Annotated in this window: 17 protein-coding genes; 16 read left to right on the forward strand and 1 reads right to left on the reverse strand. The window is 72.5% G+C overall.

Features of this window, described 5'->3' with window-relative positions:
• Window positions 1-139: 139 nt before the first annotated feature.
• The 6 genes from AC4MBH_RS08035 (at window position 140) to AC4MBH_RS08060 (ending at window position 8,212) form a co-directional block, all read left to right on the forward strand.
• The gene (locus tag AC4MBH_RS08035) at window positions 140-2,191 is read left to right on the forward strand and encodes a TolB family protein (RefSeq protein ID WP_491794199.1); all 2,052 of its coding nucleotides are present in this window, start codon (window positions 140-142) and stop codon (window positions 2,189-2,191) included.
• A gap of 88 nt (window positions 2,192-2,279) precedes the next feature.
• The gene (locus AC4MBH_RS08040; RefSeq protein WP_491794201.1) at window positions 2,280-2,672 is read left to right on the forward strand and encodes a hypothetical protein; all 393 of its coding nucleotides are present in this window, start codon (window positions 2,280-2,282) and stop codon (window positions 2,670-2,672) included.
• A gap of 235 nt (window positions 2,673-2,907) precedes the next feature.
• The gene (locus AC4MBH_RS08045) at window positions 2,908-3,984 is read left to right on the forward strand and encodes a helix-turn-helix domain-containing protein (protein ID WP_491794202.1); all 1,077 of its coding nucleotides are present in this window, start codon (window positions 2,908-2,910) and stop codon (window positions 3,982-3,984) included.
• 359 nt (window positions 3,985-4,343) lie between these two features.
• Window positions 4,344-6,284, forward strand: coding sequence for a hypothetical protein (locus AC4MBH_RS08050; protein ID WP_491794204.1), 1,941 nt, complete (start codon window positions 4,344-4,346; stop codon window positions 6,282-6,284).
• Between the two features lie 130 nt (window positions 6,285-6,414).
• A complete protein-coding gene (locus AC4MBH_RS08055) occupies window positions 6,415-7,437 on the forward strand; it encodes a hypothetical protein (RefSeq protein ID WP_491794206.1) in 1,023 nt (340 codons plus the stop codon).
• A gap of 232 nt (window positions 7,438-7,669) precedes the next feature.
• Window positions 7,670-8,212 (forward strand): hypothetical protein, encoded by a 543-nt coding sequence (locus AC4MBH_RS08060; protein ID WP_491794208.1) that lies wholly within the window; start codon window positions 7,670-7,672, stop codon window positions 8,210-8,212.
• A 118-nt stretch (window positions 8,213-8,330) separates the two neighbouring features.
• Here the strand turns inward: AC4MBH_RS08060 and AC4MBH_RS08065 are convergent, their stop codons facing one another.
• Window positions 8,331-9,113 (reverse strand): DeoR/GlpR family DNA-binding transcription regulator, encoded by a 783-nt coding sequence (locus tag AC4MBH_RS08065; protein ID WP_491794210.1) that lies wholly within the window; start codon window positions 9,111-9,113, stop codon window positions 8,331-8,333.
• Window positions 9,114-9,170: 57 nt separating this feature from the next.
• On the opposite strand from AC4MBH_RS08065, the gene AC4MBH_RS08070 reads away from it, so the two are divergent.
• The 10 genes from AC4MBH_RS08070 (at window position 9,171) to AC4MBH_RS08115 (ending at window position 17,988) form a co-directional block, all read left to right on the forward strand.
• Window positions 9,171-9,566 carry a DUF4406 domain-containing protein gene (locus AC4MBH_RS08070; protein ID WP_491794211.1) on the forward strand — a complete coding sequence of 132 codons (396 nt, stop codon included), beginning with the start codon at window positions 9,171-9,173 and terminating at the stop codon, window positions 9,564-9,566.
• 50 nt (window positions 9,567-9,616) lie between these two features.
• Window positions 9,617-10,252 (forward strand): NUDIX domain-containing protein, encoded by a 636-nt coding sequence (locus tag AC4MBH_RS08075; protein ID WP_491794213.1) that lies wholly within the window; start codon window positions 9,617-9,619, stop codon window positions 10,250-10,252.
• Window positions 10,253-10,811: 559 nt separating this feature from the next.
• Window positions 10,812-12,071 carry an MFS transporter gene (locus AC4MBH_RS08080; RefSeq protein ID WP_491794214.1) on the forward strand — a complete coding sequence of 420 codons (1,260 nt, stop codon included), beginning with the start codon at window positions 10,812-10,814 and terminating at the stop codon, window positions 12,069-12,071.
• 70 nt (window positions 12,072-12,141) lie between these two features.
• Entirely contained in the window at window positions 12,142-13,545 is a 1,404-nt protein-coding gene (locus tag AC4MBH_RS08085; protein WP_491794216.1) for a hypothetical protein, read from the forward strand.
• 29 nt (window positions 13,546-13,574) lie between these two features.
• Window positions 13,575-13,898 (forward strand): hypothetical protein, encoded by a 324-nt coding sequence (locus AC4MBH_RS08090; protein WP_491794218.1) that lies wholly within the window; start codon window positions 13,575-13,577, stop codon window positions 13,896-13,898.
• Complete coding sequence (locus tag AC4MBH_RS08095; protein ID WP_491794220.1) at window positions 13,895-14,158, forward strand: amphi-Trp domain-containing protein; 264 nt, start codon at window positions 13,895-13,897, stop codon at window positions 14,156-14,158. Before AC4MBH_RS08090 ends, AC4MBH_RS08095 begins: the two co-directional genes overlap by 4 nt.
• Before the next feature lie 42 nt (window positions 14,159-14,200).
• Window positions 14,201-14,578, forward strand: coding sequence for a phage holin family protein (locus tag AC4MBH_RS08100; RefSeq protein ID WP_491794222.1), 378 nt, complete (start codon window positions 14,201-14,203; stop codon window positions 14,576-14,578).
• Window positions 14,575-16,077: a cardiolipin synthase gene (gene cls / locus AC4MBH_RS08105; protein WP_491794224.1), complete on the forward strand. Its 1,503-nt coding sequence runs from the start codon at window positions 14,575-14,577 to the stop codon at window positions 16,075-16,077. The genes AC4MBH_RS08100 and cls overlap by 4 nt, the downstream gene beginning before the upstream one ends.
• Window positions 16,078-16,082: 5 nt before the next feature.
• A complete protein-coding gene (locus AC4MBH_RS08110) occupies window positions 16,083-17,450 on the forward strand; it encodes a chloride channel protein (RefSeq protein WP_491794225.1) in 1,368 nt (455 codons plus the stop codon).
• Window positions 17,451-17,517: 67 nt separating this feature from the next.
• Window positions 17,518-17,988: a hypothetical protein gene (locus AC4MBH_RS08115; protein WP_491794227.1), complete on the forward strand. Its 471-nt coding sequence runs from the start codon at window positions 17,518-17,520 to the stop codon at window positions 17,986-17,988.
• The last annotated feature ends 15 nt before the right edge of the window (window positions 17,989-18,003 follow it).

The following is an 18,003-nucleotide window of genomic DNA, read 5'->3' on the forward strand; positions in this document are numbered from 1 at the left end:
AGCGCAGCGCGCTGGCCGGTCCTGGCCGTGGCAGCTTCTGACGTGGCGAGGGAGCGGGTGCGTCCTCCACGGTCGAGGCATTCGCCGCCAGGAGAGGCCTGGGGCGCAGGTCCAGCGGAGGTACGTGATGGTGATCGAGATGTCCGAGTCGTCAGCCGGGACGACGACGAGAGGTGCGCCGTGGCGGGGCGGGAGGATGGCGGCCGGCGTCCTCGCCCTGGCGCTGGCGGTGCCCACCGCGGTCGGGGCTGCCTCGCTTCCCGTCGCCGGTGCCGTCGCCGCGCCGTCCGCCTCGGCGGGCATGGCCGCCGCGCAGGGGACGGGGACGAAGACCACCGTGGCGGTCTCCGCCAAGACGCTGGTCTCGCCGGCGAAGGTCAAGGTCACCGGCTCGGTCCGCCACGGCGTGCAAGGTCAGCCGGTCGCGCTGCAGGTGCGGATCGGAACCCGGTGGGTCGACGTCGCGAAGAAGACGACCAACGCCAAGCGGTCCTACTCCTTCTCGGTCCCCGCTGCGCTCGGCCTGAACCGCTACCGCGTGCGCACCGCCGCCAAGGGTGCGGCGAAGGCGTCCGTCTCCCGCGTGGTGCAGGTGCGCGGCAAGGCGCGGACCACCCCCGCCGGAGCCCGGCCGCACGGGTCGGTGCTCGTCGTCAGCGGTGTGCTGGCGACCCGGGTGGCTCGGCCCGTCGTGCTCCAGGCCTACGCGGATGGCAGCTGGACCCAGGTCGGCAGCGCCGCCTCGAACAAGGCCGGCAAGGTGCAGGTGTCCACGAAGGGCGGCGCGACCGAGGTGCGTCTGGTCGCCCCGGCCGTCGCGCTCAAGGGGAAGTCCTACCCCGCAGTCATCACTGGGCCCGCCGCCGCGCCGGTGCAGCCGGTCGACGCCGAGCTGGTCTCGCGCCCGGCCGCGGGCGGTTCGGGCCAGGCCGGCAAGTTCAGCGCCTCCGCCGACGTGTCCGCCTCCGGTCGCTACGTCGTCTTCGAGTCCGTCGCGTCCGACCTCGTGGCCGGTGACACCAACAACAAGCGCGACATCTTCGTGCGCGATCGCCTTCTCGGGACCACCAGGCTGGTCAGCCGGCGGCTCGGTGGGGAGCCGGCCGACAACGAGTCGCTCGCTCCCTCGATCTCCGACTCGGGCGCCTTCGTGGCCTTCACCTCGACCGCCACCAACCTCACGAGCGTCTCCGACGCCAACGGTCGTTCCGACGTCTACCTGTGGCGCGCCGACACCGGCGAGATCGTGCTGGTCTCGACCGCCCTGCCGAAGATCGGCGAGCTGCCCCGGCCCGGCGACGGAGCCAGCTCGAGCCCGCACGTCTCGGGGGACGGGTCGCACGTGGTCTTCACCACCGTGGCCAACGACCTCGCCGAGGGAGACAACCTCGGTCACAGCAACGTGATGCTCTGGGAGCGGGCGAGCCGGCTCAACACCCGGGTCTCGCGGTCCAACGACAAGCTCGGTTTCCCGCACGGCGAGAGCGGCTCCCCGTCGGTCGCCTCCACCCCCGACGGGATCTACGTCGCCTACGACTCGACCGCGGACGACGTCAACGAGAACGGCAACCCCGGTGCAGCCGACATCGACACCGATACCCAGTCCGACGTCTTCGTGTGGAGCAAGACGACCGGGAAGACGACCCTGGTCAGCACCGACGGGGCGCTCGGTGAGGCCGACGACGACAGCTACGAGCCGACCATCGCCCCCAACGGTCGGTACATCACCTTCGTCTCCGAGGCCGGCGACCTGGAGTCCTGGCTCTCCACCTCGGGCACGTCCAACGTGTTCCGCTGGGACGCGCTCGACACGGGGGGCAAGTCGACGCTCGTGTCCCGGCTCCCCGACGCCGGCAAGAGCAACGGCGCGAGCTGGGGCCCGGACATCTCCGCCGACGGCCGCTACATCAGCTACACCACCGACGCGAGCGACCTCACCGTCCCCGGCTCGGGTCCGCGGCAGAAGGTCGTGGTCTGGGACGCCGTCGCAGCGCTCGACAGCGACTCCGGGACCCGACGGACCGCCCTGGTCTCCGGCGCTCCGGGCACCGTCCCGGACGCCGACAGCAACGCGTCGGCCATCTCCTCGGACGGCCGGTCCATCGTCTACGACTCGCTGCTCGACGACCTGGTCCCGCTGGACTCCAACGGCGCCCGTGACGTCTTCCTGCACCACCGTCCCGGCGCCTAGATCGGGCGCATCACGCCACACCCGCAACAACCCGGCACCCGCAACCCGTGCGGTGATCCCGCCGGTCGACCGAGAGGACAGCACCACCATGAACAAGCTCACCGGGGTCGTCACGGCCCTTGCCGCGTCAGCCGTCGTCAGCCTCGCCGGCCCGAGCCTCGCCCAGGCCCACGACGCCGGGCGTCAGGTCCCGCTCGGGACCGTCGGCGTCACGACAGCCAAGCCGGTCGTCAACAAGCCGGTGGTCACGAAGGCCGAGTACCGCAAGATCACGAAGAAGATGAAGATGAGCCGGGTCCACCAGATCTTCGGCACTGCCGGCAAGCAGGACCTGTTCCTACCGGGTGACCCGGCCGCCGGCGTGCCGGCGACCCAGAACCGCGAGTACCGCACCGGGTCGAAGTACGGCTTCGTCAGCGTGAACTACGTGCAGGTCGGCGGCACCTGGCTGGTCACCCGGAAGGCGGCCTACTGGGGCTGATCTCCGCTCCACGGAGGGACGTCGAGGGCCCAGGTCCTCGACGTCCCTCCTCTCGAGCACGTGCACCCCCACTCCGAACCGGACTACGTCCGGACGTCGCGACGCTCCCTTGGGCCGACCTGCCCCGCGGGTGGGTACCCGGACACGTCGGCCCGCCCCGGGTCGGCCGTGTGACTTGCCGGTCGCGCCGTGCCGACACCAGAATGCGGCAAGCCAACCCGAGCGAGGACCGACTGTGACCCGACCCGACGACACGTCGTGGCTCGATGAGCGCGGCCAGGAGCTCCTGCTCCAGATCCTGCGCACGCGGCCCGCGTCCACCGCCGACCTCATGGCCTCGGTAGGAGCGGGCGACGACGTCGACGCGAGCGTGCGTCTGCTGCGAGAGGCCGGCTTCCTGGACGCCGACGGTTCCGACCTCGCACCCATCCCGCCCGAGGCCGCTGTCGCGACCATCGCCACCGCCGCCCTCGGCCGGCGCCGAGACTCGCTCGATGCCCTGACCCGGTTGGTCCGTCAGCTGCCGTCGATGGCCCGTGCGTGGGACATGGGCGAGACCCCCGACAACTACGAGGTCCGCGGCGAGGTGGTCGAGAGCGGTGATCGCGCGATGGAGCGCTGGTTCAGCCTGACCCAGCAGCGTCCCCCGCTCGACCCCGGCAGTGTCTACGGCGACTTCACCTACATCCACGAGCAGGTGCTGCCGCACCTCGATGCGACCCGCACGGCGATCGAGGAAGGTGGCTACCGGTTGCGGCTGATCCTCCCCGCCGAGCAGCTCGGGGTCGACGCCAACCGGGACGCCGCCGACGCCCTGGTCGCGATCGGCGCCGACGTCCGGGTCGCCACCGCCGTCCCCACCTGGCTCTACGTCGACTCCGGGGTGATGGCGGCGGTGCCGCTGCAGTGGGGATCCCCCACCCCCGACGGGTTCGCGCTGGTCTACGACCCGGCACTGATCGAGCCTCTTGTCTGGTTGTACGAGCGGTGGTGGCAGTCGGCCACCCCCTGGCCGCTCGAGGGCGCGGGCTGGCTCCCGGTGATGCGGCTCCTGGCCCGCGGCCGCACCGATGAGCAGATCGCCGCGATCCTCGGGATGGGCGTCCGCACCGTCCGCCGGCGGATCGCCGAGGCGATGGTCCACTTCGGCGTCTCCTCGCGCTTCGAGCTCGGCGTGCACTGGGCCGGGCGCGCCCAGCCGCACAACCACCTCGCGCTCGACCTCGACATGGGCCAGCTGCCCGCACCGTCGACCCCCGCCCCCGAGTCGACCGACACCGACGCCGGGGCAGTCGCTGCTACGACGGGCTGACCCCGCGTCGATCCGTCGATCGCCGCCCGGGCCGTGGTCGTCACCCGCTCGAGGGGTCCGGTGACTGCCGGCTCGGGAATGGTCTCTGGCAGGCATGTGCCGTGGCATCGAGAGCGCTGGCCCTCGAACGTCAGGCGTCGCAAGATGGAGGCACAGGCACACCGCCCCGAGCCGAGACATGGCACAGAGGTCCCAGACCTTCGCCGACCCAGCGATGAGCACCACGCCGTCGACGGCCCGGAGCTCACCGACGCCGATCTGCCTCGGCCTGCCGCCGGACACGGCGACGGGTCCAGCACGTTCCCCCACCAGCACGAGGGTCTCGTCCCGAGACCCTCGCCTCACAGAAAGGCGAGACGATGAGTCCCGCTTCCAGCACCGCCACGCCCCGCCGCTGGCGCACCCCCGGCGGGGCACTCGTCGCGGCGATCGCCATCGCCGCCACGAGCCTCGCGGGCCCCTCGGCCGGACCGGTCGGTGCGGCCGCTGCCACCCACCCCACCCGCACCACCATCGCGACGTCCTCGACCGCCCCCGCCCCGGGCGGGAAGGTCGTCGTCAAGGGCATCGTGAAGCGCGGCCTCCAGGGTCAACCGGTCCGCCTCCAGGTCAGGTCCGGTGCCACCTGGTCCCCCCTGGTGTCCGGCAAGACCGGTGCCGGCCGCGCGTACCGCTTCACCCTTCCCGCCGCCCCGCTGGGGACCCATCGCTACCGGGTGAAGGCGGGGAAGAAGGGGAGCGCCAGGGGCTCGACCTCACGCGTCGTGACCGTCACCGGACGGCTGAAGGTCACCCCGACCACGCGCGGTGCGGACACCACGCTCGTGGCGTCCGGGGCCCTCGTCACACGCACCGTCCGGCCGGTGGTGCTGCAGGGCCTCGTCGAGGGCCTGTGGACGACGATCGGACAGTCCTCGACGACGGCCGACGGCCGCTTCACCGTGCCGAGCTCGGCCAACGTGGAGGCGGTGCGGCTGGTGGCCCCACCTGTCAGCGGCGCCCCGATCGTCGTCACGCCGCCGGTCGTCACGACGGTGCAGCACCAGGCCCGCAGCCTCGTCTCGCGATCGTCCGACGAGACCCCCGCCAACGTGGAGAGTGAGTACCCCGCCGCCGTCTCGGAGGACGGGCGCTACGTCGCCTTCGCCTCCGGCGCCACGACGTTGAGCGCGCCGGGCGTCGACGACGAGTACCCGGATGCGCTCGACGTCTTCCTGCGGGACCGGTTGCTCGGCACGACCAGCCTGATCAGCGTGGGGCCCGGTGGGACGGGGACGATCGGTTCGAGCACCGACCCGTCCATCTCGGCCGACGGCCGCTTCGTGGTGTTCGCCTCAGAAGCCCGGCTGGTCGCCGACGACCTGGACGACGCCGCCGACGTCTACGAGTGGGACCGCATGACCGAGAAGCTCGCCATGCGGAGCCGCAAGGACAACGACCAGCCGTTCGCGGCGCCGGCCGTCGAGCCGCACATCTCGGGCGACGGCAGCACCATCGTCTTCGCCTCCACCGCGACCGACATCGGGCCGCAGGCCAAGGGCGAGGTGGGCGAGTACAACGTCTACCGGTGGTCCCGCACCCCCACGCCGAGCCGGCTGATCAGCACCCACTACACCAACCCGCTCGCCACGGCGACGGGTCACAGTCATCAGCCTGTCGTGTCCTACGACGGCACGGTCGTCGCCTTCCGGTCGGTGGCCACGAACCTCATCGACCCGGCCACCGGTCCCGGCGCCGACACCAAGGGCAACGTCGACGTCTTCGTCTGGAGCGAGGCCGACGGCATCCGGCTGGCGACCGCGACCACGACCGGGGGTTGGGCCGACGACGACAGCGGTGCGCCTTCCATCTCCGACGACGGCCGGTTCGTGGTGTTCTCCTCCGATGCCTCCACGCTGGTCGGCCCGGGTGTCGACGCGAACAACACCTCGGACGTCTTCCTCTGGGACCGACAGGGCGACACCCGGCTGCTGTCCTACAAGGCCGATGACTCCGCTGCCGGAGGCCCCAGTCGCGAGCCGGTGATCTCGGGCGACGGCCAGCACGTCGCCTTCGTCTCCGCGGCCACCGACCTTCCCGGCTTCGACACCGACCACGTCACCAACCTCTACGTCTGGGACCGGTCCGACGCGTCCCATCGCTCGATATCGACGACTGACGACGGCGGCGGCGGTGGGGTGCACGCCCCAGCCATCAGCCGCACGGGACGCTACGTGGCCTTCGAGTCCACCATCCCCGGCCTCGTGGCCGGTGACGCCAACGGCCACGCCGACCTGTTCGCGTGGGACGGCGCGCTCTGACCGGCCCCGCGGAGGCCCCGTCGTCTGCACGTCCTCGGCGGTACCCTGCGGCGGTGCCTGCACCAAGGCCCAGGCCGGGCACGAGGAGCGCCGGGCAACAGGGTTCGCACGGCGCACCAGGGAGGCAGGCATGACCGACAGCGAGATCGCCGCGGACGACAGGGACGGCGGCCACGACCCGTGGCTCGATGATCGCCGCAGCGAGCTCCTGCAGCGGATCCTGCGAACGCGCGTGTCGTCGGTCGACAGCCTCACCGGGCTCGCCTCCGAGCAGGACGTCGCCGAGGACCTGCAGGCGTTGTGCGCCCTCGGGTTCCTGCGCGTGGACGGGGACCGGTTGACGGCGGTCCCACCGGAGCAGGCCCTCGCGCGGGTCGCGAGGGCCTCGCTGGCCCGCGAGCGCGAGTCGCTGGACGCACTGGAGCAGCTGGTCCAGACGTTGCCCTCGCTGTCCGAGGCCTGGCGCGTGGGGAAGACCCGCGACGTCGGACGGCTCCAGGGCGAGGTGCTCCACGGCAGCGCCGAGGCCCTGATGCAGCGCTGGTTCGAGCTGTCCCAGGAGCGGCCGCCAGTGCGGCCGTGCGCCGCCTACGGCGACATCGCGTTCGCGCGGGCACAGTTCGAGGGCAACGTCGAAGGCATGCGCGCCTCGTCCGAGGAAGGGGGCTTCCAGTTCACCCTCCTCCTTCCCGCGCAGCAGATGAGCGAGGTGATCAACCGAGACGCCGTCGACGTGTGGGTCGGGATCGGCGTCGACGTCCGCCTGGCCGCGACGGTGCCCTCCTACCTCTACGCCGACCCTGGGGTGATGGGGGGCGTGCCCGTGACCTGGGGGGATCCCCGGCCCGCCGAGGGGATAGTCCTGGTGTGGGACCCCGTCCTGGTGGCGCCCACGACCTGGCTCTTCGAGAAGTGGTGGGCCGCCGCGACGCCCTGGCCGCTGAAGGGGACCGGGTGGGAGCCGGTGATGCAGCTGCTCGCGCTGGGACTCAGTGACGAGCAGATCGCCGCGACGCTGGAGCTGGGGGTCCGCACCGTGCGACGGCGGATCTCGATGGCGATGGAGCACCACGGCGTCTTCTCGCGGTTCGAGCTCGGCATGCGCCACGCCGCCGAGCAGGCGCGAGCGGCGTCGGCTCCCGACGCCGGGTGAGCCCGGCGGGCGTCAACGTCGCTGCTGACGACGCTGGGCACCGCGTTCCCTGAACTCCGCCGCGCCGGGTCAAGTCGCGCGCGCGTGGACGCCAGACGGGCCGGCTGATCCGGCGCCCGGGGTGGCCGGCCGGTCGTTGTCACGGCACCGATTGCCGGTTGAAGGGTGCCGGCCCCGCGGCCAGGCTCGTGAGGTCAGCACGATCCGAGACCTGCTCAGAGGTGGATTACCCATGGTCCTGCGTTTCACCAGCCTCATCTTCGCCGTCACGACGTTTCCGGTCGGGGTCGTGTTCCTGGGCGTCTGGGCCCTCAGCGGCAGCTCCGGCGTCTTCTTCTACGTCGGGGCACCACTCGCCGTCGTGGGCGTCTCCTTGGCGGTGGTGTCCGTCGTGACGCACCGCCGCGAGACCGCCCGACGGCGCCGACGACGGACGGGCCTGCGGGTGCTCGCCGACGTCGTCCACGTCCGTCTCGACTCTCGGGTGACGGTCACCAACAACTGGGCGCCAGAGCGCACCAGGGTGAAGCTCGACCTCACGGTCCGCTTTGCCGGGGCCGGTACGCCGGACGGCACGGTGAGCGGGTCGTTCCTCGTCTACCCGCTCAACTGGCCCCAGGCAGGAGTCCAGCTGGAGATCCTCTACGACCCCGCGGATCCTGCGAACTTCGAGCCGGCACCCGGCGCCCTGGCTCGCACCTGGCCCCAGCCCGGCATCGCCCCCGACGGAAGTCGAGAACGCGTGGTCCTGAAGAGGTTCGGGACCGGGCGCTGACCTTCCTCCGCGTGCCGTCTCGTCGGCAGTCACGAGTGGGTGGAGAGATCCGCGTGCTCGGCTTCCCGATGTGGCGTACGCCCCCGCTGGCGCCACGCAGCAGATCAGCTTGCGACCGTCAATGCACGGAACCGGGGCTCGCCGGCGGCGCGCTGAGCACCGTCGTGCCCTGGCGCACGAGCTCGGCGACGACGGGGTGGTCGGTCGCGGCGTCGGTGATGATCCCGCTGACGCTGGTGAGGGGCAGGACCGTGTACGGCGAGGCGGCCCCGACCTTCTCGCTGCTTGCCAGGACGTAGGTCTCGGCTGCCCGGCTCGCGAGGGTTCGCTTCATCGCGGCCTCGTCCGGGTCTCCGGTGGTCAGGCCGGCCTGAGGGTGAACACCGGTGACACCGAGCAGGAAGATGTCAGCCTGTACCCCCTGCGCTGCCTCGGCCGCCGCAGCACCGCAGGTGACCGCCGAGTGCTTGAACAAGCGACCACCCAGCACGTACACCTCGACGGTCGGGTGCTCGACGAGGGCGGCGGCAACGGTGGGGCTGTGCGTGACTACCGTGGCGCCCAGATCTCGGGGGAGGGCGCGCGCGACAGCGAGAGCGGTCGTGCCCCCGTCCAGCAGGACGGTGCCGCCAGGGCGGATGAGCTGCGCGGCCGCGGCCGCCACCCGATCCTTGCTCTCGACGGCGACGCCACCGCGCGTCGCGTAGTCGGCCAGAGCCGGGGATACCGGCAGCGCGCCCCCGTACACCCGTTGGCACAACCCCGCTGCGGCCAGTTCTCGCAGGTCCCTCCTGACGCTGTCCTCGGCGACGCCGAGCTCGAGCGCGAAGTCCTTGGCGATCAGGCGACCGTCACGCTCGAGCCGCGACAGCAGGAGGTCGCGCCGCTGGGCAGGCAACATTTCTACATTTCTCCTTGGTCTTGCGTGTTTGTGCGTATTTGGCTCTAGAGTAGCGCCATGACCAACCCACTGTTGATCCTGATCGCCGGTCCCTACCGCTCGGGCACTGGCGACGACCCCGCCTCGATGGCAGCGAACCTCGCCCGGTTGGAAGAGGCCGCCTGGCCGTTGTTCCGGGCAGGGCACCTTCCCATGATCGGGGAGTGGGTCGCGCTGCCGGTGCTCTCCAGTGCCGGTGCATCCGGACCGCTCGACCCGCTCGCGGAGCAGGTCATGTATCCCACCGCTCAGCGACTCCTCGCCCACTGCGACGCCGTGCTGCGCCTACCGGGGGAGTCCACGGGGGCCGACCAGGACGTAGCCATCGCCGAAGAGCGTGGGCTGCCGGTCTACTACCGGCTCGACGACGTGCCGAGCTGCGCAGCAGTCGCCGAGCAAGCCGCTGTCTCGTGACCACCGCCAGCGATCCTGCACGACCCCGAAGGCGTGGCGTCGGACTGGACGTGCCCGATGCCCGCGGCCGCACAGGCCTGGACCAGGTCGGGCTCGGCCTCACCGGCAACCCCCGCGTGGTGGTGCGTGACGTCGAGCTGCTCGCCACTGCGTGGCACGTCCTGCGGCGCACCGTCTTCGACTACGAGCGTGGAGACGGAAGCTGGACGACCGAACAGCGCGAGACCTACGACCGCGGCAACGGCGCCACCATCTTGTTGTACGACGTGGGGCGTCGGACCGTTCTCCTCACCCGCCAGTTCCGCTTCCCCGCCTACGTCAACGGCCACCCTGACGGGATGCTGGTCGAGACGGCCGCCGGCCTGCTCGACGACGACGACCCGGCCACCGCGATCCGCCGGGAGACCGCGGAGGAGCTGGGCGTCGAGATAGGCCTGCTCGAGCATGTCTTCGACGTGTGGATGAGTCCCGGCTCGGTCACCGAGCAGGTGTACTTCTACGCCGCCCCCTACACCCCGGCCGACCGCACCGGCGCCGGGGGCGGCGTCGCCGAGGACGGCGAGGACATCGAGGTCATCGAGGTCGGCTTCGACCAGGCGTTGCAGGACGTCCGGACCGGACGCATCGCCGACGCCAAGACGATCCTGCTCCTGCAATGGGCCGCTCTGGACGGGCCCTTCCGCTGATCCACGCCCGCAGGGCGCGCGGTCCGGTTGTCCGGGGGCCACGTGCAGAGCGCTCGACGAGGGCCGCAAGCCGTCCTGGCACGCAGTGGGAGCTACCTCGTGATCGTGCGGACGTGGCAGGTGCTGGCCACGTCACCGAGCGGCCGCACCGAACTCTGGAGCAGGGGGTGCCGCTGTACCTACCCCTCTGTGACCGGGCGCCGGACGGAGCCCGACCCACGATGCCGGGAACCCAGGCCGCCACCGCGCGCCCGGGGTGATCGGTGACGCCTGACCTGGGTGGCTACCCGGGGTTGGGACGACCGAGCTGCACGACGCCGGCAGTCGGCCTCGGGTCCGGGAGGTCGCGAGGCACGGGCGGCGCTCCCCTGTCGCGCGGTCCGCCCCGCTCCTAGGGTGGGATCGCGTCGGGGGGAGCAGCTGACGGGTCCGCAGCCGCGGCCCCGTTGCCCGAGCAGGAGGACGCCGTGGCCGACGGGGACGAAGGGCATGGGGCGGGAGGTCGGTCGTGAGCCCCCATCGGACGGCGGACGGTCCATCCCCCGCGTCGCGCCGGGCGTTGCGGGCGGCATGCGCCGGCAACGCGGTCGAGTGGTACGACTTCGCGGTCGTCGGGGCCCTGAGCATCGTCCTGACGCACGTCTTCTTCCCGGCCGGCGCCGACTCCGGTGTGTTGCTGGGGGCCTTCGCGGTCTATGCCACGGCCTTCCTCGCCCGCCCGGTCGGGGCGCTGTTCTTCGGGAGGAGGGGTGACCTGCGGGGCAGGCAGGGGACGCTCGTGGCCGTCATGCTGCTGATGACCGGTGCGACGGCGGCCATCGGGCTCCTGCCGGGGCACGCCGAGATCGGCGTCGCCGCCTCGATCGGTCTCGTCGGGCTGCGGCTGCTCCAGGGGTTCGCCGCAGGCGGCGAGATCGGGCTGGCCGCTGTGTTCATCTCAGAGCACGCCCCGACGACTCGGCGTGGAGCCTTCGCCGCCTGGCACACCACGACCCTGGCCCTGGGCGTCGCGGGCGGCCTCGCCGTCGCGGCGCTCCTGGTCGCCCTCGCGCCCACGAACCCGGGTCCGGACGCCTGGCGCCTCGCGTTCCTCCTCGCCGTTCCGCTCGGTGCCTGCGGGCTGCTCGTCCGGCGACGGGCCGTCGAGAGCCTGGCGTTCCTCGAGGTCCGGCGTGACGGTGCGGTCGGGCCGGTCCGGCTCGTGTGGCACGACCACCGCCGGGGGGTGCTGACGGGGTTCGCCCTCACCGCCGCCGGCTCGCTGTCCTTCAACACGTTCTTCGTCTACCTGCCGAACCACCTGGCGGCCACGACGTCGCGGAGCCTCCCGGCGGCCCTGGTGACCGCCGTCGTCGGGCTGCTCGCGGCGGCGGGCAGCTCACTCGTGCTGGGACGGGTCTCGGACCGGGTCGGCCGTCGACCCGTGGTGCTGTCCTGCCTCACGCTGCTGGTCCTGGCCGTCGTGCCGCTCCTCCTCGCCGCCGTCCACGGGCCGGTGCTGCTGCTGGTGGCCGCGCAGGTGGGGGCGGGGGTCGCGATCGGCGGCACGCTGTCCGTGGCGATGCTCGCCGAGATGTTCCCGACCGACGTGCGCTCCACCGGCCTGGCCGTCAGCGTCGGTCTGGCCACCGCGCTCCTGGGTGGTACGGCGCCCCTGGTCGACCAGGTCCTCTTCACCGCCACCGGGGCCGAGGTGGCGCCCGCGGTGTACGTCATCGCGGTGTGCCTCGCTGCTGTCGGGTTCGTGAGCACGTGGCCGGAGACCGCGTTCGAGCCCCTGCGGGACCGCACGGGCGCGAGGTCCGCCGCCGGCGGGTGACCGCCGCCCACCCCCGGGTCACCCCGCCCGGGTGACGCGGCCGCGGGCCGTGCCAAGCACGGTGACCACCATGAGCAGCGCGGACAGCGAGCTCCTCAGGCTCCGTGAGGAGGTCGCCCGGTTGAGGGCGCAGGAGCACGGCGAGCGTGGCGAGCCCCGGGAGCGCCGGGAGCGCCGGGGCTGGTGGCGGCCGGTGGTGGCGGGAGCCCTCGTGGGACTGGCTGCCCTGCTCGCCCCGTTGTCGGTGCTCGCCACCTGGGCGAACGGGCAGGTCCAGGAGACCGACAGGTACGTCGCCACGATCGGCCCGCTCGCCAGCGACCCCGCCGTGCAGGAGGCCATCGCCGCCCGGGTGGAGGACATCGTGCTCGGCTACCTCGACCTCGACGGCCTCACCGATCGGCTGGTGACGGCGGTCAGCGCCCAGGGACTCCCCGAGGAGGCGGCCGCCACCCTGGAAGCGGCGTCGGGTCCCCTCGCGGCCGGGATCCGTGGCTACGTGTCCGAGCGGATCCTGGCCCTGGTGCGGTCGGAGACGTTCGAGAACGCCTGGATCGAGGCCAACCGCCTCGCTCACGCCGGCCTCGTCGCGGCGCTCACCGGCAGCGGCGGCGAGACCGTCGCGATCAACCGAGGCACCGTCGAGATCGAGCTCGCCGCCCTCATCGCCACGCTCAAGCAGCAGCTGACCGACGCCGGTTTCGGGATCGCCGAGCGCATCCCCGAGGTCAGCGCGACGTTCGTGATCATCGAGTCGTCCGAGCTGGGCACGGTCCAGAGCCTGCTGGGGGTCCTCGATGGACTCGCCACCTGGCTGCCCCTCGTCGCGCTCGGGCTGGTGGCGGGTGCCGTCGCTGTCGCCCGTGACCGTCGCCGGGTCCTCCTGGTCACCGGGTTCGCCGTGGCAGCAGCCATGCTGCTCCTCGGACTGGCGCTCGACGTCGCCCGCCCGATCTATCTCGAGGCACTGCCGTCGAGCGCGTCGCCGGCAGCAGCCGGGGCCGTCTACGACCAGCTGGTGTCGTTCATCCGGCTGGCCCTGCGAGGCGTCCTGGTCGTGGCGCTGACCGTGGTGGTGGCTGCGTGGCTCTGTGCTCGCTCCGGCTCCGGTGCGCGCGCCCGGCGCGGTCTCACGCGCCTGCTGGACCGCCTCCGCGCGGGGACGCACGCGGTCGGCGTCGACACCGGCGGGTTCGGCGTCGCGCTGGGCGAGAACCGGGTGGTGGTCCGCACCGCCGTCGCGGCGGCCGCGGCGGTCCTCTACCTCTCCCTCGACCACCCGACCGGGGGCACCGCGCTCGGGTTCGTCCTCACGGTCGTCGGGGTGCTGTTGGTCGTCGAGGTCCTCTCCCGCTCACCTGGCGCGGGTGATCCGTCCCGACCGACCGCTGACGACACTGCTGCTCGGGAGGGCTCGGGAGGGCTCGGGAGGCCACGGCCGGACCCGCAACGCTCGGTGGAGGAGAGAACATGACACGGTCAGGTGCAGGCTTGCGGGGTCCGGTGGACCTCGCGCTCATCGAGTTCGAGGGCGACGGTCCGTCCGGCGACGTGGCCGACGCCCCCGGTGCGGGTCCTGCTCCGCGAACCGGGCCGCCTGGCTGCGCGGTCCCCGCAGCCGCCGTCTGCACGACGTCGTCGTCGAGCATCCCGGACTCGGCGCGCCACCCGTCCCTGGGCCGCCTCACGGCGCCGAGCGGCCCGAGCGGCCCGAGCGGCCCGAGCGGCCCAAGCGTCGAGCAGCTCGAGGAGCTGGCGGAGCTGTGGAGCCAGGGCGTGCTCGCCGACGCCGAGCTCGAGGCCCGGAAGGCGAGGGTCCTCAGATGAGCAAGGGTGAGCGCGACGTCGAGCGCTTCTACCGGACCGAGGACGTCGTCGCGAAGCTCCGGCGCCTCGCCGACGCGCTCGAGCACGGGACGACGTTCCGGATCATGATCGCGGGCGAGCGGATCCGGGTCCCGGTCCGGGCGGAGTTCTCGGTCGAGCACGAGCGCGACGACACCGAGGAGGAGATCGAGTTCCAGCTCCGCTGGACCCACGAGCCCGTCGACGACGAAGCGGCGGACGACGACGGCGCGGTCGTCTGACCGACGAAGAGCGACCCGCCCAGCACCTGAAGGAGATCAACGATGTGGAAGCCCCTGCTCGTCGCCTGGCTGGTCATCGCCGCCGCCGTCGCCGTGGCGGCCCTCGTCGTCCCGTCGGTCGACGTCGACGGCGGGGTGCTGTCGCTGCTCGGCATCGCCCTGGTCTTCGGGCTGGTGAACGCGCTCGCGCTCCCGGTCCTCCAGCGCCTCTCGCTGCCGTCGAGTCCCCTCGCGCACGGACTCTTCGCGCTGGCCGTCAACGGGGTCCTGCTCGCCGTCACCGCCGGCCTGACCGAGGCGTTGGAGGTCGGCGGCTTCCTGGCCGCGGTCGTGGCGGCGATGGTCATCTCGGCGGTCTCGGCGGCGCTGTCGTTCGCCCTGCTGCGGCTGGTCACCAGGGCCGCGGTCGCCCAGCCGTGACACCCACGAGCCTCGCCGTCGCCACGGACTGGCACCCCCTCACGGTGGCCCTCGTCGCCCTCGCGGTCGCCGCTGCGGGCATCGGGGTGCGTCTCGTGGCCCTGGGCGTCATCCCGGCCGACCGCAAGCCGTCGACCGGCATGGCCTGGCTGCTCGCGATCCTGCTCAACCCCCTCCTCGGGCTCGCTGCCTTCGGCCTGTTCGGGCGCACGCGCCTCGAGCCCCGCCGTCACGCGCGTCAGCGCGAGGCGCACGACCGGATCCTGGTCGCCGCCGGGAACGCGCCCGGGGTCGTCGCCGCGGACGACCGGCCGCCCTACGTGGCGTCGGTGACCCACCTCAACCACCAGCTCGGGGCCCTGCCCCTGCTGTCCGGCAACGACGTCGAGATGATCGAGGACTACGAGGCGTCGATCGCCTCGATGACCGCCGCGATCGAGGCCGCCGAGAGCCACGTCCACGTCGAGTTCTACATCGTGGCCTGGGACGACGTCACCGACGCCTTCTTCTCCGCCATGGTGGCGGCCAGCGAGCGGGGCGTCACCGTGCGGCTGCTCTTCGACCACCTCGGGTCCCGCGGCATCCCCGGCCATCGCGACCTGCTGGCCCGGTTGGCCAGGACCTCCATCCAGTGGCACCGCATGCTGCCCGTGCAGCTGCACCGGGGAAGGTACCGGCGCCCCGACCTGCGCAACCACCGCAAGCTCGTGGTCGTCGACGGCCGCGTGGGGTTCGCCGGATCGCAGAACCTCGTCGAACGCGGCTACAACAAGCCGAAGAACCACGCCGGCGGCCGGCTGTACGTCGAGCTCATGGTGCGGGTCCGCGGACCGGTGGTCGCCGCTCTCGACACCGTGTTCGCCAGCGACTGGTTCGCCGAGACCAGTGAGGCGCTCACGGTGGACGTGTCGCCCGCGCCGCGCGACGTGGGCGCGGGCGTCCTGCGCGACGTGGCCTGCCAGCTGGTGCCCAGCGGACCCGGGTACCCCGCCGAGAACAACCTCCGCATGTACACGACGCTGATCTACGGAGCCACGGACCGGGTCTGCATCACCAGCCCCTACTTCGTGCCCGACGAGTCCCTCCTCTACGCCGTCACGACGGCGGCGCAGCGAGGCGTCGCCGTCGAGCTGTTCGTGAGCGAGCAGGCCGACCAGTTCATGGTCGGTCACGCCCAGGCGTCCTACTACCGGGCCCTGCTGGACGCGGGCGTCACGATCCAGCTGTACCCGGGCCCGTTCGTCCTGCACTCGAAGCACTTCAGCATCGACGACCAGGTGGCGGTGGTCAGCTCGAGCAACATGGACCTGCGCTCGTTCGCGCTGAACTACGAGATCTCCCTGATGCTGCTCGGCCCGGAGGTGGTCGCCCGGCTGCGGCGGGTGGAGGACGAGTACCGGGCGTTGTCGCGGGTCCTGACCCTCGAGGAGTGGGAACGGCGTCCCGGGAGGCTCCGGTACCTCGACAACGTCATGCGCCTCACGGCAGCGCTGCAGTGAACCAGGTGCGGTCCGAGTCGTCCTCGGAGTCCTCGGAGTCCTCGGAGCCCTTGGAGCCCTCCGAGCCGTCCGAGCCGTCCGAGGCCGTCGGGCAGGTCCCCCCGGCGCCTCCCCTCGGGCCACGTGGTCGCGGCTTCGTCAGCCTGATCGTCTACGCCGGGTTGCTCGGCGTCCCTCTCTCGCTGGCGGCCTTCGGCTTCCTGGTCGCGGTGCACGAGCTGGAGCACCTCGTGTGGCACTCCCTGCCGCACGCCCTGGGGTTCGACCAGCCCCCCGCCTGGTGGGCCGTCGCCGCGCTGGGGGTGGCCGGCCTGGTGGTCGGCCTGGCGGTGGATCGGATGCCCGGTCATGGCGGGCACGTTCCCGCCGAGGGACTCGCCGGCGGCGCCGTCCAGCCGGGCGACCTGCCGGGCATCGTCCTGGCGGCGGGGGCGAGTCTCTCGCTCGGAGCGGTGGTCGGGCCCGAGGCACCCCTGATCGCGATCGGCGGTGGGCTCGCCCTCCTCAGCGCGCGCCGGTTCCGCCGGTTCGAGGGAGCCGACCACCAGGCCGTCATCGCGGCCGCCGGGTCCGCGGCCGCGATCTCTGCCATCTTCGGCAACCCCCTGGTCGCCGCGGTCATCTTCCTCGAGCTGATGGGGCTGGGTCGACGTCAGACGATGGTCGTCGTGCTTCCCTCGCTCGTGGCCAGCGGGGTGGGCGGCTTGGTGTTCACCGGCTTGGGCCGCTGGAGCGGACTCGAGATCGGCGCCTTGTCCCTCCCCGACCTGGATCCGACCCGGCTCGCCCTCGGCGACGTCCTGTGGGCCGTGCCGATCGCGCTGACGGTCGCGGTGGGGACCTGGGTGATCTTCCTCGCAGGTCGCTGGACCGCTGCGCTGGCGGCGAGCCGGACCGTGACGGTCACGTTCCTCGCCGGTCTCACCGCGGGCGCGGCCGCCGCGGTGTACGCCGTGTCGACGGGCCGGTCCCCGGCCGAGGTCGCCCTGTCGGGGCAGGCGACGCTGGGTGCGCTCGCCGTCGAGCCGGACAGCTGGACGGCCGCGGCCCTCATCGCGCTGCTGGCGTGCAAGGGCCTCGCCTACGCGCTGTGCATCGGCACGTTCCGCGGGGGGCCGGTGTTCCCGGCCATCCTCCTGGGGGCGGTGGTGGGTGTGCTTGCCGACATGGTGCTGCCCGGGACCGCGTTCGTGCCCAGCCTCGCGGTGGGCATGGCCGCCGGTGTCGGGGTCCTCGGTCTCCCGGTCACCGGTGCCGTGATGGTCGTCCTCCTGCTCGGCGAGGCGGCTACCAGCCAGATGCCCGTCGTGATCCTGGCGGTGGTGACCGCCACCCTGGTGCACGACAGGTTGAGCCCGACAGAGGCTCCGTGACCCTGGCCCGCACACGGTCACCCTGCTCGGGTGATGCTCGGGCAGCCGGCGGGGCGCACGGTGGAGCATGGCGAACACGGACCCGTCCGACCGGGGGGCGGCGACCTACGAGGTCAGCCTCCTGGGCACCCTGCCCGCGGCTTTCCGCGACCCGGGCTCCCCGATGGCGGCCGTCGGCGCCCCGCCGCAGACGGCCCTCTTCCGACGGGTGCGCAGCAGCGCCGAGCTCGACGAGCTGCTCGAACGGGTGCGGGGGACCGGTCTCGAGCTGGTCGAGGTGCACGCGGTCGGCGGAGGGGCGACGCGCGAGGGGGCGGGGCGCGGCTACGAGGTCCGCGTGCGTGGTGAGCTGGGGGAGCACCTGCTCGGCTACCTGGGGTGGGCCCACCAGCTGGTGACCGGTCGGCACGTCGCCCGCGGTCGGGTCAGCGCACGCGAGCTCAACGACTTCGTGGCCGGGTGCAACGAGTGCGGGTTGACCGTCGACCGCGTACGTCGGGTGGACCCGGTGCCGTCCCTCCTGGTGCCTTCGGACTGAGCGGCCGGTCCCGCC

It is taken from the genome of Nocardioides sp. WJ219 (assembly GCF_058559815.1).